At 71.9% G+C, this 13,420-nt stretch carries 9 protein-coding genes; 7 read left to right on the top strand and 2 right to left on the bottom strand.

Going from position 1 to position 13,420, the window contains the following annotated elements:
• The first annotated feature begins 57 nt into the window (after nt 1-57).
• The 4 genes from Cba03nite_RS14005 to Cba03nite_RS13990 all read left to right on the top strand — a co-directional run bounded on the left by Cba03nite_RS14005 (nt 58) and on the right by Cba03nite_RS13990 (nt 8,036).
• Nucleotides 58-1,452: a M1 family metallopeptidase gene (locus Cba03nite_RS14005; protein WP_203745873.1), complete on the top strand. Its 1,395-nt coding sequence runs from the start codon at nt 58-60 to the stop codon at nt 1,450-1,452.
• Nucleotides 1,453-1,633: 181 nt separating this feature from the next.
• Nucleotides 1,634-3,031 (top strand): family 43 glycosylhydrolase, encoded by a 1,398-nt coding sequence (locus tag Cba03nite_RS14000; RefSeq protein ID WP_203745871.1) that lies wholly within the window; start codon nt 1,634-1,636, stop codon nt 3,029-3,031.
• Between the two features lie 30 nt (nt 3,032-3,061).
• Nucleotides 3,062-4,516 carry a glycoside hydrolase family 43 protein gene (locus Cba03nite_RS13995; RefSeq protein WP_203745868.1) on the top strand — a complete coding sequence of 485 codons (1,455 nt, stop codon included), beginning with the start codon at nt 3,062-3,064 and terminating at the stop codon, nt 4,514-4,516.
• 100 nt (nt 4,517-4,616) lie between these two features.
• The gene (locus Cba03nite_RS13990; protein WP_239125722.1) at nt 4,617-8,036 is read left to right on the top strand and encodes a S8 family serine peptidase; all 3,420 of its coding nucleotides are present in this window, start codon (nt 4,617-4,619) and stop codon (nt 8,034-8,036) included.
• Nucleotides 8,037-8,087: 51 nt separating this feature from the next.
• Here the strand turns inward: Cba03nite_RS13990 and Cba03nite_RS13985 are convergent, their stop codons facing one another.
• Nucleotides 8,088-8,567: a DUF1203 domain-containing protein gene (locus Cba03nite_RS13985; RefSeq protein WP_203745866.1), complete on the bottom strand. Its 480-nt coding sequence runs from the start codon at nt 8,565-8,567 to the stop codon at nt 8,088-8,090.
• A gap of 175 nt (nt 8,568-8,742) precedes the next feature.
• Here Cba03nite_RS13985 and Cba03nite_RS13980 point away from each other — a divergent pair, with 175 nt between their 5' ends.
• The 3 genes from Cba03nite_RS13980 (at nt 8,743) to Cba03nite_RS13970 (ending at nt 11,575) form a co-directional block, all read left to right on the top strand.
• Nucleotides 8,743-9,216: a VOC family protein gene (locus Cba03nite_RS13980; RefSeq protein WP_203745865.1), complete on the top strand. Its 474-nt coding sequence runs from the start codon at nt 8,743-8,745 to the stop codon at nt 9,214-9,216.
• Between the two features lie 268 nt (nt 9,217-9,484).
• The gene (locus Cba03nite_RS13975) at nt 9,485-10,009 is read left to right on the top strand and encodes a gamma-glutamylcyclotransferase family protein (RefSeq protein WP_203745864.1); all 525 of its coding nucleotides are present in this window, start codon (nt 9,485-9,487) and stop codon (nt 10,007-10,009) included.
• 66 nt (nt 10,010-10,075) lie between these two features.
• Nucleotides 10,076-11,575 (top strand): class I SAM-dependent methyltransferase, encoded by a 1,500-nt coding sequence (locus Cba03nite_RS13970; RefSeq protein ID WP_239125720.1) that lies wholly within the window; start codon nt 10,076-10,078, stop codon nt 11,573-11,575.
• Between the two features lie 56 nt (nt 11,576-11,631).
• On the opposite strand, the gene Cba03nite_RS13965 is transcribed toward Cba03nite_RS13970, so the two are convergent.
• Entirely contained in the window at nt 11,632-13,263 is a 1,632-nt protein-coding gene (locus Cba03nite_RS13965; protein WP_239125719.1) for a pectate lyase family protein, read from the bottom strand.
• Between the last annotated feature and the right edge of the window lie 157 nt (nt 13,264-13,420).

The following is a 13,420-nucleotide window of genomic DNA, read 5'->3' as shown; positions in this document are numbered from 1 at the left end:
GCTCCCAGCTTCGCGACTGTCGGGAACAGGATGCTTTGCCTGGCTTACGGTGTTCTCATGCGAAATGCCCGTAAGATGTGGGCGGCTCTCGTCGCGCCCGCGCTGCTGCTGACCGGCTGCTCCCTGCTCCAGTCGAAGGCCTCCGATCAGGGGCTGGCCGGCGTCGGCGACCCCTACTTCCCGACCTACGGCAACAGCGGCTACGACGTCGCCCACTACGGGCTCAAGGTCAGGTTTGATCCGTCCAGCGGCCGCCTCGACGGGACCAACACGGTGCGGGCGACGGCGACCCAGCCGCTCGACCGCTTCCACCTGGACCTCTACGGCCTGACCGTCGCCACGGTCACGGTCGACGGGCAGCCCGCCGAGGCGACCCGGGAAGCCGACGAGCTGATCATCACGCCCAAGGCGCCGATCGCGAAGGGCGCCGCGTTCACCACCGAGATCGCGTACGGCGGCCGCCCCGCCGACACTCCCGAGAAGGACGCGGAGAACAACGGGTTCTTCACCAGCCGCCGGGGCGCGGTCGCGGTGGGCGAGCCGCAGTCGGCGGCGGCCTGGTTCCCGGTCAACGACCACCCGAGCGACAAGGCGCTCTACGACATCGAGCTGACCGTGCCGGCCGGCTACAGCGGCATCAGCAACGGGCTGCTGCGCGGGCGCAGCGAGCAGGCCGACGGCTGGAACAGCTGGCAGTGGCAGGTCACCTCGCCGATGGCGTCCTACCTGGCGCTGATGGCCGTGGGCAGGTACCGGGTGGTCCAGGGCGTACACAAGGGCAAGCCGATGATCACCGCGATCGCCGCCAAGGTCCCGGTGGGCGAGGCGGACGAGAACCTGGCGCGCACCCCGGAGGTCGCCGACTTCCTGGAGACGATCGCGGGGCCGTACCCGTTCGACGCCTACGGCGGCATCGTGGTGGCCGACCGCCGGGTCGAGGACGAGATGGAGAGCCAGACCCGGCCCGTGTACACGGCCGCGACCTGGGAGGACGGCCCGGACACCGGGATCCTGGCGCACGAGCTGGCGCACCAGTGGTTCGGCGACAGCGTCTCGGTCGCCACCTGGCAGGACATCTGGCTCAACGAGGGCTTCGCGACCTACGCCGAGTGGTTGTGGCTGGAGCACGACGGCGGGCCGACCCTGCAGCAGCAGTACGACCAGCGCTACGCCGACCGCAAGTCGGAGCTGTGGGAGGTGCCGCCCGGTGACCCGGGCCGGGAGGAGATCTTCTCCGACAGCGTCTACGAGCGCGGCGGCATGACCCTGATCGCGCTGCGCAAGCTCGTCGGCGACGAGAAGTTCTCGGCCATCCTGCGCACCTGGACGCAGCGGCACCGCGACGGCAACGCCAACACCGCCGACTTCATCGCGCTGGCCGAGCAGACCTCGGGGCAGCAGCTCGACGCGTTCTTCGACAAGTGGCTGTACGCCAAGGGCCGCCCGTCCTGACAGCCGTGTGCTTCGTGGGAGCCGGTCCTTCGTGGACCGGCTCCCACGGCTGTACGCAGGATCTTCGATCTGATGCTTGACAATGGTTTCAGCAGTGTTGACACTTCCTGCAACCCGAAACCATTTCGACTCACCGCGAAGCATCGGGCCGTAATGTGAGCGCTAACATAGGAGACCGACTATGCGTTTTCGCTCCATGCTGGCACTTTCCGCCCTGGCGGCGGGCTTCGTGGTGGTGCTGTCCGGGGCGCCGGCGTACGCGGCGACGCTGCCCACCGGCGCCCGGTCGCTGGAGTCCGTCAACTATCCCGGGCGGTTCGTGCGGCACCTGGACTCCCTCGGCCGGGTCGACGCGGTCACCTCGGCCAGCACCGCACAGGTCAAGCAGGACGCCACGTTCACCGTGGTCAACGGGCTCGCCTCGCCGTCCTGCTATTCGTTCCAGACCAAGAGCGGGCTGTTCCTGCGACACCGCGACTACCGGCTGCGGATCGACGCCAACACCGGCGACGCGGTGTTCCGGGCCGACGCGACGTTCTGCGCCGTCGACGGGTCCACCGCCGGTTCGGTGTCGCTGACCTCGTACAACTACCCGTCCCGGCGCATCCGGCACCGCGACTTCGCGCTGTGGCTGGACGCCTACCAGGACACGGCGGCATTCCGGGCGGACAGCTCGTTCCGGATCACCGCACCGTGGGCGCCGAAGACGACCGCCGGGCCGGTGATCCCGGGCCTGTTCGCCGACCCGCACCTCGCCTACTTCGGCGGCCGCTACTACCTCTACCCGACCACCGACGGGTACGCGGGCTGGAGCGGCACCTACTACAAGGCGTTCTCCTCGGCCGACCTGGTGAACTGGACCGACCACGGCGTGATCCTCGACCACGGGCCGGACGTGTCCTGGGCCGACAACTCCGCGTGGGCCCCGGCCGTCGCCGCGAAGAACGGCCGCTACTACCTGTACTTCAGCGGCGGCGCGGCAAGCGGCAACACCGCCAAGCAGCTCGGCGTGGCGGTGGCCGACAGCCCGGCCGGGCCGTTCCGCGACGCGCTCGGGCGGCCGCTGGTCACCAGCGGGCAGTTCAGCGGCGGGCAGGCGATCGACCCGATGGTCTTCACCGACGACGACGGCCGCTCCTACCTCTACTGGGGGCAGGGCGTCGCCCGGGTCGTCCCGCTGAACAGCGACATGATCTCGTACGACGCCGCGCAGGTGCGCACCATCACCCCGTCCGGCTACAACGAGGCGCCGTTCGTGTTCAAGCGCAACGGCACCTACTACCTGATGTGGTCGGAGAACGACACCCGCAGCGAGGACTACCGCGTCGCGTACGCCACCGGCACCTCGCCCCTCGGCCCGTGGACCAAGCGCGGCATCGTGCTGCAAAAGCGCCTGGACGCAGGCATCCGCGGCCCCGGCCACCACTCGGTCGTGCAGCTGCCCGGCACCGACACCTGGCACATCGCGTACCACCGCTTCGCCGTGCCCGCCGGCAACGGCACCAACCGCGAGACCGCCATCGACCGCATGGAGTTCAACGCCGACGGCACGATCCGCCCGGTCGTGCCCACCCTCTGACCCCTCCCGCCCCCAAGGAGAGATCCGTCCATGTCACGACCCCGCACCAGGCTGGGCACCCTGCTCGCCCTCGCCTGCCTGATCCTCGTCTCCTGGTCGGTGACGGCGCCGAAACCCGCCGCCGCCCTCGACCCGTTCACCGGCTACCTGATGGTCCACTTCACCGGCGAGACCGCCAACGGCGAGCAGATCTACCTCGCCCACAGCACCGACGGCCTGCGCTGGACCGACCTGAACAGCGGCGGCCCGGTGCTGCTGTCCACCGTCGGCACCCGCGGCGTACGCGACCCCGCGATCGTGCGCTCGCCCGCCGGGGACCGCTACTGGATCATCGCCACCGACCTGCGCATCGCCAGCGGCACCTCCTGGAGCGACGCCGCCAACGCAGGCAGCAGATCGCTGGTGGTGTGGGAGTCGACCGACCTGGTCAACTGGTCGGCCCCGCGCCTGCTGAACGTGGCCGGCGCCATCTCCGGCGCGGGCGACGCCTGGGCGCCCGAGGCGATCTACAATGCCGCCACCGGCGACTACGTCGTCTACTGGGCCACCAACGCCACCCTCAACGGCGTCAAGAAGCACCGCATCTACTACGTGCGCACCAGCGACTTCCGCTCCTTCACCGCGCCGCAGCTCTACATCGACCGCGGCGCGGGCCAGGGCATCATCGACACCCAGATCATCGAGGTGCCGAACAGCGTCGGCGGCTACCGCTACTACCGCGCCTCGGCCGACGGCCACATCACGATCGAGGCCAGCAACTCCGTCCTGGGCAGCTGGACCAACATCGGCAACCTGGCACACATGGGCATCTCCAACGGCACCGGCGGCGGCAACGTGGTCGAGGGCCCGATGTGGATGCAGTTCAACGGCCGCAACGAGTGGGCGCTCTGGCTCGACCAGTACGCCACCGGGCGCGGCTACATGCCGATCACCTCGACGAACCTGGGCAGCACCGGCAACTTCCAGACCCGGTCGGACTACAACCTGGGCACCAGCCGCAAGCGGCACGGCTCGATCATGAACCTGACCGCCGCAGAGTCCAGCCGGGTGCTGGCCAAGTGGGGCAGCAGCGTGGCGGTGCGGCGGCTGCAGTCGTACAACTTCCAGACCCGCTACGTGCGGCACATCAACCTCGACGTGCGCATCGACGCCAACGTCAGCCCGGCCCAGGACGCCCAGTTCCGGCCCGTGCCCGGCCTGGCGAACAGCTCCGGGTACGTCTCGTTCGAGTCGGTGAACTACCCGGGCTACTACCTGCGGCACAGCAACTACGACTTCGTGCTCGCGCCCAACGACGGGTCCACGACGTTCGCGGCGGACGCGACGTTCAAGCAGGTCGCGGGGCTTGCCGACAGCACGTGGTCGTCCTACCAGTCCTACAACCACACCGACCGCTACATCCGCCACTACAACTACCTGCTGCGGCTCGACCAGATCACCACCACGCAGGCACGGGCCGACGCCACCTTCCGCCTGACCAGTTGATCACGGCGGCCGTACAACCATCGACCACATAGGACCCGTTGTAGGTACGTAGCCCGCGTCCGACCCCCGGACGCGGGCTCCGTACGGATGGGGGTTCGATGTGAACGTACGACGAACGCGAAGTCTCAGCCTGCTGATGGCCGTGGTGCTCACCGTCACGCTGTCCGGCTTCGGCGGCGCCCTGCGGCAGGCACCGGCGACCGCCGCCGCCCCGGCGGTGCTGCCGTCGGGGCACACCTACACGGTCACGCTGCTCACCGGGGACGTGGTCACCGTGCGCACCCGGGCCACCGGGTGCCCGGCGGTCACGGTGCGCCCCGCCGACCCGCACGGCGTGCTCGACCGCAGCTGCGGTCCCGACGGGCACGTGCGGGTCGTCCCCGGCAAGGTCGCCGGGCTGATCGGCCCGGTCCTCGACGCGTCCCTCTTCGACGTGACCACGCTGATCCTCGAAGGCCACGACGACGCGCGGAGCCGGGAACTGCCGCTGATCGTCCGCCAGGCCGCGCAGCCGGACCAGCGCCTGGCCGCGCCCGCCGCCGGGCTGCGCGTCACCCGCTCGCTGCCCAGCATCGCGGCCGTGGCCGCCCGCCAGCCCAAGGCGAAGGGCCCGGACCTGATCCGCGCCCTGTCGGCCGCCGCCGCCCGGACCCCGGCCGCGACCCGCGGGACCGCCGCGTCCACCCGGGTCTGGCTGGACCACCGGGTACGCGCGACCGCGCAGTCCACGAGCGCGGCGGCCCTCGACCCGAACCTCGGCCAGATCCGCGCGCCGCAAGCCTGGGCCGCCGGATACACCGGCCAGGGCGTCAAGGTGGCGGTGCTGGACACCGGGGCCGACTTCACCCACCCCGACCTGCAGGGCCGGATCGCCGCCCGCGCCGACTTCACCGTCGAGGACGGCGACGCCGCCGACCGCCACGGGCACGGCACCCACGTCGCCGCGACCATCGCGGGCAGCGGCGTGGCCTCGGAGGGGGAGCGCCGCGGCGTCGCCCCCGGCGCCCGGCTGCTGGTCGGCAAGGTGCTCGGCGACAGCGGCGAGGGCACGGACTCACAGGTCATCGCCGGTATGGAGTGGGCCGCCGAGCGTGCCGACGTGGTCAACATGAGTCTCGGCGGGTGGGAGCCCAGCGACGGCACCGACCCGATGTCGCTGGCCCTCGACGAGCTGACCGCCAAGCACGGCACCCTGTTCGTGGTCGCGGCGGGCAACGACGGGCCGGTCGACGGCGCCGTGTCCTCGCCGGCCGCCGCCGCGTCCGCGCTGACGGTCGGCGCGGTCGACCGCGGGGACCGGCTCGCCGACTTCTCCAGCCGGGGCCCCCTGGTCAACACCCGTGCGGCCAAGCCTGAGCTGGTCGCGCCCGGCGTCGACATCGTCGCGGCCCGCGCCGCGGGCACCAGCCTCGGCACCATCGTCGACGCGCGTTACACCAGCCTGAGCGGCACCTCCATGGCCGCTCCGCATGCCGCGGGCGCCGCCGCGATCCTGGCCCAGCGTCACCCCGGCTGGAAGCCCGCGCAGCTCAAGGCCGCCCTCGTCGGCGCGGCCGATCCGCTGACCGGCGGTGACGCGTACGAACTCGGCGCCGGTCGCCTGAACGCCGCCCGCCCCCTGCACGGGGTGGTGAGCGAGCAGCCGATCGTCGCGCTGGGCACCTTCACCCACCCGCAGTCGGGCACCGCGGAAGCACCCCTGTCCTGGGCGAACACGTCGGAGTCGGCCAAGACGCTGCGCTTCGGCGTGACCGTCACCGACCGCCACGGCACCGCCGCGCCCGCCGGCACCGCGACCCTGTCCAGCACGGACGCGGTGGTGGCGCCCGGCGGCCGGGCCTCGACCGTGCTGCGCATCGACCGGGCTCGGCTCGCGGCCAGACCAGGCCTGCACACGGCGGTCGTCACGGCCCGTACCGCGGGCGGCGCGGTCGTGTCGCGCACCCCGGTCACGTTCCATGTCGAGCCGCGCAGCCACGACCTCACCCTGACCGCGGTCCCGCTGCCGGGCGCACCGGCGGACGCCGACGTCCTCGCGTTCGGTGTCGTGGTCAACCTCGACGACCCGAGCCTGTTCGCCGAGTACGTCGGGGTCCAGCCCGGGGAGCCCGTCGTGCTGCGGGTGCCCGCCGGGCGCTACAGCGTGCTGGCGTCGCTGTGGGATCTCGGGCCGGAGAGCACCCGCATGGGCCTTACCGGTGATCCCGAGGTCGTCATCGGCGCAGACACGGCGCTGGTCTTCGACGGCGCCGCCGCGCGCCCGGTCACGGCGTCGGTCGACGGGGTCGACACCGTGCCGGTGACGGTCGGCATCACCTACGAGCAGACCGGCCGCCGGGGTCTGGGCTGGTCGGACTTCGCCTTCGCGTGGGGCGCGGACGCGGCCCGGGGCAGCGTGTTCGCCGTGCCGATGACGGGGCCCGGCGTCGGCACGTTCAGCGTGCACGCCGCCTACGGCCTGACCGCGCCCGGCGACGCGCCGAGCCCGTACCTCTACGACCTGATCCGGCCGCTCGGCAGCGGCATCCCCGCCGATCCGCACTACCGGGTCGACGGCGCCGAGCAGGCCCGGCTGGCCCGCATCGACCAGCGCTTCCACCTGCTGGACATCCCGGGCACGCACGTCAGCCACAAGCGCTACGGCTTCAGCCCGACCGGGGCGTACATCGCCGAGACCATCCTGGACAACCTGCCCGCCCAGCGGACCGATTACGTGACACCGGGATTCGCCTGGCTCGACGAGGCCTTCTACCCCGTTGGCGAGGCCGGGTTCGACATGGTCACGCAGGAGGCCCAGCGCACCTATGCGGCGGGCAGCCGGCAGAGCCTGGTCTGGGTACGCCAGCCGATGCGCACCGACTGGTATGACGACCCGGCGGTCTCCTACAGCGGCTGCCGGCCGTCCGCGCCGTTCCGCACCCGCGGGATGCTGCACGTCGAGCTGATGGACCTGACCGACCAGCACCAGCGCTACGGCTGCTTCCCGATCGGCGACGAGTCCACCTCCTCGCTGACCCTGCACCGCGACGGCAGGCTCGTCGGCGAGCGCCGGGCACCGTTCGGGGAGTTCGAGATCCCGCAGGCGGCGGCCGAGTACCGGCTCCGGTACGACCTCGACCTGAGCGCGGTGCTGCCGGTCTCCACCCGGGTCACCACGGCGTGGACGTTCCGCTCGGCGGGCCCGTCCGGCACAGGGCGGGCACCGCTGCCGCTGTTCGCGCTGGACTACGCGCTGCCGCTGGACGCGGCGAACCATCCCACGGCGGGGACCAGCGTGTTCACGGTGCGGCAGGCCCACGGCGTGCCCGTCCAGGACGTCACCGCGTTCCGGGTGTGGGCCTCGCTCGACGACGGCGCGACCTGGCAGGCCGTGCCGGTCAGGCAGCAGGACGCGGCGTCCTTCGCCGCCCGGTTGCCGGTGCCCGCCGCCGGGCAGGCGGTGTCACTGCGGGTGAAGGCCGAGGGCGCGGCCGGCAGCGGCATCGACCAGACCGTCATCCGCGCCTACCGGGCAGGCTGACCCGATGCGGCACGGCGGCGGCTCGCACTCGCGGGCCGCCGCCGTCCCCGCTCAGGCGCTGTCGCGCCGGGCCTCGTACAGGAAGCAGCCGTACTCGACCGCGCGGACGTGGACCAGCGCGACGCCGGGGTCCGCGAACATCTCGGCGAACACCTCCCGGTGCGTCTCGCCGCGGTCGATGCGGCGGCCGCCGAGGATGCGCCCGTCCCGGTCGTAGCGGCGGAACACCCGCTCCGCCTCACCCAGGTAGCCGGGCTCACCGGCGGCCGGTCCGCCGCACGGCGACGCATGCACGAACACCGGCCCGCGCTCCAGATACGGGCCGGGGTTCGCCCCGGTCTCGGCGGACCAGCGGCGCAGCGGCTCGTACGCGACCAGCGCGATCCGGTCTCCGGGGGCGGCCCGGCGCAGGCAGCAGCGCAGGGGCGCGCCGCCCTCGGCGTCGGTGGACAGCTCGGGCGGGCGGCCCGCGTCGTCCGCGTTCAGCAGGTCGGCGACGACCTCGGCGGGGATGGCGTGAACGGTGTACATGACGGCAAGTCTGGTCGCGGACCCGCGCGGAGTCCGGCGGGAATCGGAACTCGCACTCGGCGGGCAGTTCGGCGTTGTGGCCGTTCAGCGCGACGGCGGCGCGTAGCGTGAGGATGTTCCGAGGTGATCCGGCGACGCCCGGTGCGGTGCGCGCCGCGCTCAGGGGGGCTCCCAGATGGATCTGAAACTCGAAGTCATCGTGATACCCGTGTCCGACGTGCCGCGGGCCAAGGCCTTCTACGAGAAGGCGGGCTTCCGGCTGGACATCGAGGCCAAGCCCAGCGAGGACTGGCACTGCATCCAGTTCACGCCGCCCGGCTCCGAGTGCTCGATCATCTTCGGCAAGGGCATGACCACGGCCGAGCCGGGCTCCTTCCAGGGCATCTACCTCGTCGTGCCGGACATCGAGGCGGCCCGCGCCGAGCTGGTGGAGCGCGGCATCGACGTCAGCGAGGTCTTCCACGACGGCGCCGGGGTCTTCCTGCACGGGCACGGCAAGGGCGACTTCACCTACCCGCCCGGCTTCGCGGGCAAGGAGAGCGGCCGGCACCCGGACCGGACCGACTACGGCTCATTCGCCACCTTCACCGACCCCGACGGCAACGGCTGGGTACTGCAGGAGGTCCGCAAACGCCTACCCGGCCGCTGACCCGGGCCGGTCGAGCCCCACCCCGGCCCGCAGTTTCGGGGAAACTGCAGGCTCGGGCACCGGCGTGGCTGCACTTTCCCCGAAACTGCGAACCCGGAGCGCTTGAGGAGCGAGTACGGGCAGAGCTGGCGCCGGCGTCCGGCTGGACGATCACGTACGACGGACGGCGGTCAGGTGCGACCGGGAGGCCGCGCACGGCCGCCGTCCGTCCGTTCCGGAACGGCGCACCCTGCCGCTACGGTGATGCGCCGACAGGGGAGGGGTGGCAGTGGCCGAGGCGGAGACCGGGAGCACCCGGGCGGGATGGCGTACACCGGCGGGCATCGGCACGATCGCGGCGGTGCTGAGCGTGATCGTGGCCGTGATCGCCCTGTTCGTGGACCCGGGCGGGGACGACGGCGCGACGCCGTCGGCGGCGTCCAGCCCCGCGCAGACGTACATGTTCGTGTACGGCACGACCATGCCCGGCCACCTGCGCTACCCGGACATCGAGGACTTCGTCGCGGAGGCCACCGAGGCAAGCGTGCCCGGCCGGCTCTACGACAGCGGCGCCGGCTACCCGGCGGCCAAGTTCAGCGGCCAGGGCACGATCCACGGCTACCTGCTGCGGTTGCGGCCGGACCGGGTCACCGAGGCGGTCACGGCGTTCACCCAGTTCGAGGCGGGTATGTTCCTCCACGTGCAGGTCACCACCGCAGACGGGGTGACCGCGACGGCCTACGAGTGGATCAACTCGGTGGACGGCATGAAGCAACTTCCCGACGGCAGGTGGGAGGCCGACGCGGAGGCATGACGCCCCGGGCGGCGTGAACGCCGGGCCGCGTGCCGTCGACGTGCGGGAATGGGGTATCAACGGCACATGGAATTCGTGCTGTTCCCCGGCCGCCACCACGTGCTCACCCGGTTCCAGGCCCGCTACCTGAGCGAGCTGGCCGGGCCGGAGACGACCGTCATCTGGGCGGTGACCTCGGCGAACCACGCGAACACCCGCCGCAACCCGGTGCCGTACCACCGCCGCGAGGCGGCGATCGAGCGGTTCAGCGCGCAGACCGGCCTGCGCTCGCTGGTCGTGCCGGTGTTCGACACGGCGCCGACGGACCGGTTCGCCGAGGTGACCCTCAAGAACGTCACCGTGGACACCGGCCTCGCGCTGGGCACGGGCAATACCGTGGTGGCCTGCTCCACGCCCGAGGTGGCGGCGCTGTACGAGCTGCTCGGGTTCAAGGTCGTCACGGTGGAGGGCGCGGTTTCGCCCGAGCCGGAGCGGCCCTGGGACGTGCTGCTGCGGCTGGCCGCCGGGGACGAGACCTGGCGCGAGCTGGCCCACCCGGCCACCGTCGACGTGTTCGACCGCTACCGGCTGGCCGAGGCCGTGCGCACCGTCGTCAACGACCCGGTCGTCGGCGACGAGGGCGGGCTCAGCTCGACCCGCGACTACCGGACCTACGTCGAGGCGTTCGCCGACGGTGCGGCGCGCAAGTGGTCGGCGGTGCGCGAGCACGTGCGGCCGGGCCGCATCGTGGACATCGGCTGCGGCGCGGGGGCAGTGCTGGAGCTGGCCGACCGCGAGCCCGCGCTGCGGGAGAGCGACCTGATCGGCGTCGAAGTGGCCCGGCACCTGTTCGACGAGTGCGTGCACAAGAAGGCGCAGGGCGCGTTCACCAACCCGAACGTGTTCTTCTACCGCCGCAACGTGCTGGGCGGGGCGGTCCTGCCGCCGAGGTCGGTGGACACGACGCTGACCTTCGCGCTGACCCACGAGATCTGGTCGTACGGCGACCGCTACGCTTCGCTGCGCGCGTTCGCGCAGGCGATCTACGACCACACCGTGCCCGGCGGCGTGTGGATCAACAGTGACGTGTGCGGCCCGGACGAGCGCGAGCGGCCGGTGCTGCTGCATCTGGAGCGCGGTGACGGCCAGAACCCGGCCGCGCCCCGCCGGGACCTGGCCGCGCTGCCGCCCGCCGAGGTCACCGCGTACGTCGCGGGCCTGTCCACGCGGGCCAGGTTCGACCAGTTCGCCGTCGACTACCGCTTCCCGTTCGCGTGGGAGGCGGCCGGGGACGCGGTGCGGCTGTCGCTGGCCGACGCGATGGACTTCCTGACCCGCAAGGACTACACCGGCAACTGGCTGCCCGAGATGGCCGAGCAGTTCTGCGGTATGGCCTACGCCGACTGGCGGGAGCTGCTCACCGGCATCGGCTGGGAGCTGGACGTCGCGTCGCGCGCGTTCCGCAACGACTGGATCGCCGAGCACCGCCTCGCGCCCGTCGCGTCGCTGACCGGCCTCGACGGGCAGCCGCTGGACTGGCCGGTGACGCACCTGCTCGCGGTGGCCCGGCGGCCGCTGAACACCTGACCCTGCGGGAGGCCGGCACGGGGCCGGCCTCCCTCACCCGAGCAGGGGGTCCTCGGTCAGAGCCTGCCCGCCCCGGCGCCCGCCGTGACGGACGCCTTCACGGTGCCGGAGCTCTGCGCGGTGTAGCCGTACGGGACCGCGGCCACCGAGCCGTTGGTCTCGCACGGGCCGGAGTTGGTCAGCGAGTTGTCCCGCGCGACCAGCCGGCCGGGGTCGGAGTCCGCGTAGCCGCTGGCCGACCAGCATGCCTGCTGCACGTTCTCGAACACGTTGCCCTCGACGAGCACCCCGGCGTTCATGGTGGACGCGATGGCGTACGACGAGGAGTTGTTGTTGACGTTGGTGTAGTAGTTGTTGAACACGTGGACCGTCTCGCCGAAGCGGACCCGGGGGCTGCGCTCGAAGGTCCGGTCGAACCAGTTGTGGTGGTACGTGATCCGCAGGTGCCCGGTGTCCTCGCCGGAGTTGCCGTCGGAGTGCCCGACCAGCGACGTCTTCCAGTGGTCGCGGATGATGTTCCACGACACCGTGATGTAGTCACCGGCGTGGGTGATGTCGATCATGCCGTCGTAGAAGTCGACGTCGCTCTCGATGGTGCTGGACAGCGTGTTGTGGTCGATCCAGATGTGGGTGGCGTTCTCGATCTGGATCGCGTCGCCGCCCGGCACCCCGCGGATGTTCAGGTTCTGGATGATCACGTTGGCCGGGTGCATGTCCTCGATGTTGAGGGTGGTCCCGGAGACGCCCGAGCCCGCGCCGACGCCGCGGATCGTCTTGTTCGCGGTGACCTCGATGGTGCCCGAGCCGCTGAGCATGCCGTTGACCAGGATCGTCCGGGCTCCCGCGGCCTGCGCCTGGGTGCGCAGGTCGGCCCAGCTGGACACGGTGACCGTCGGGCCGGTGCCGCCGCCGGTGGTGCCGCCGGCCTGGCTCGCCCAGCCGACGAGGCCGGTCGGGGGCGGCGGCGGGCTGGTGCTGGGCGATGGCGGCGGTGGTGAGCTGGGCGGGGCCGATGGCGAGGCGGGTGTGGACGGCGACGCCGGGGGAGAGGACGGGCTCGGGCCGGCCGCGTCCGTCGCCAGGACGTCGTCGAACGAGGCCGCCGCGTAGTTGGCCAGCAGCCCGGCTCGCCCGGTGGCGTACGATCCGTCCGATGCCGACACCAGTTGCGCGCCGTTGACGGAGCCGACCAGCGAGCTGCCGGTCGCGCTCAGCGACAGGGTGTACCAGGTGCCCGTCGCCGCCGTGAACGGCGCCGAGGCGAGCGTGGTCGTGCTGCCCTTGCGCAGCTGCACGGTGCTGCCGGTGAGCACGAGCGCGTAGAAGTTGGACGTGCTCTGCGCGCGGGCGGCGACGCCTGCGCCGCGCGAGGACGAGCCGCTGAACGTGTCGGGCCGGACCCTGGCCGAGACGGTGGCCGTGGACCAGGACGTGGACCCGGCCAGCGCCTTGGCGCTCGCGCCGGTGCTCGACTGCGAGTACACGCCGGACGAGACCGCCCAGCTGCCGCCGGAGGTGGTCCAGCCGGTGGCGTTGCCGTCGTTGAAGTCGTCGGAGAACAGCGTGGCCGCGTTGGCGGCGACCGCGCCGACGCTGATGACCAGCGCCGCGACGGCCGTGCTGACACCGGCGGCCACGGCGCTGCGGGCGCGCCTGCTCCGCCGCGGGGGGACGTGCGCTTCCTGCACTGTAGGACCTCCCTGTGTTGGAATGCGCTTTCCCGCCAACATAGGAAGGTTCACTTATAACAGTCAATGGATTGGATGTGCAGCTTTGTTGCACCAAATCGGGCCAGAAGTGGCTAGCCGGCACGTCGATCGGTCCGGATTGGTGAGCTATGGCGAA

The organism is Catellatospora bangladeshensis (genome assembly GCF_016862575.1).
GTDB lineage: Bacteria > Actinomycetota > Actinomycetes > Mycobacteriales > Micromonosporaceae > Catellatospora > Catellatospora bangladeshensis.
The sequence above is the reverse complement of the archived record's forward strand: the minus strand, read 5'-3'. Positions and strand labels throughout refer to the sequence as shown.

Coding starts and splice junctions, on each gene's coding strand:
- Cba03nite_RS14005 (WP_203745873.1), top strand. CDS start 58: ATGCGAAATGCCCGTAAGATGTGGGCGGCTCTCGTCGCGCCCGCGCTG.
- Cba03nite_RS13970 (WP_239125720.1), top strand. CDS start 10,076: ATGGAATTCGTGCTGTTCCCCGGCCGCCACCACGTGCTCACCCGGTTC.
- Cba03nite_RS13995 (WP_203745868.1), top strand. CDS start 3,062: ATGTCACGACCCCGCACCAGGCTGGGCACCCTGCTCGCCCTCGCCTGC.
- Cba03nite_RS13980 (WP_203745865.1), top strand. CDS start 8,743: ATGGATCTGAAACTCGAAGTCATCGTGATACCCGTGTCCGACGTGCCG.
- Cba03nite_RS13985 (WP_203745866.1), bottom strand. CDS start 8,567: ATGTACACCGTTCACGCCATCCCCGCCGAGGTCGTCGCCGACCTGCTG.
- Cba03nite_RS14000 (WP_203745871.1), top strand. CDS start 1,634: ATGCGTTTTCGCTCCATGCTGGCACTTTCCGCCCTGGCGGCGGGCTTC.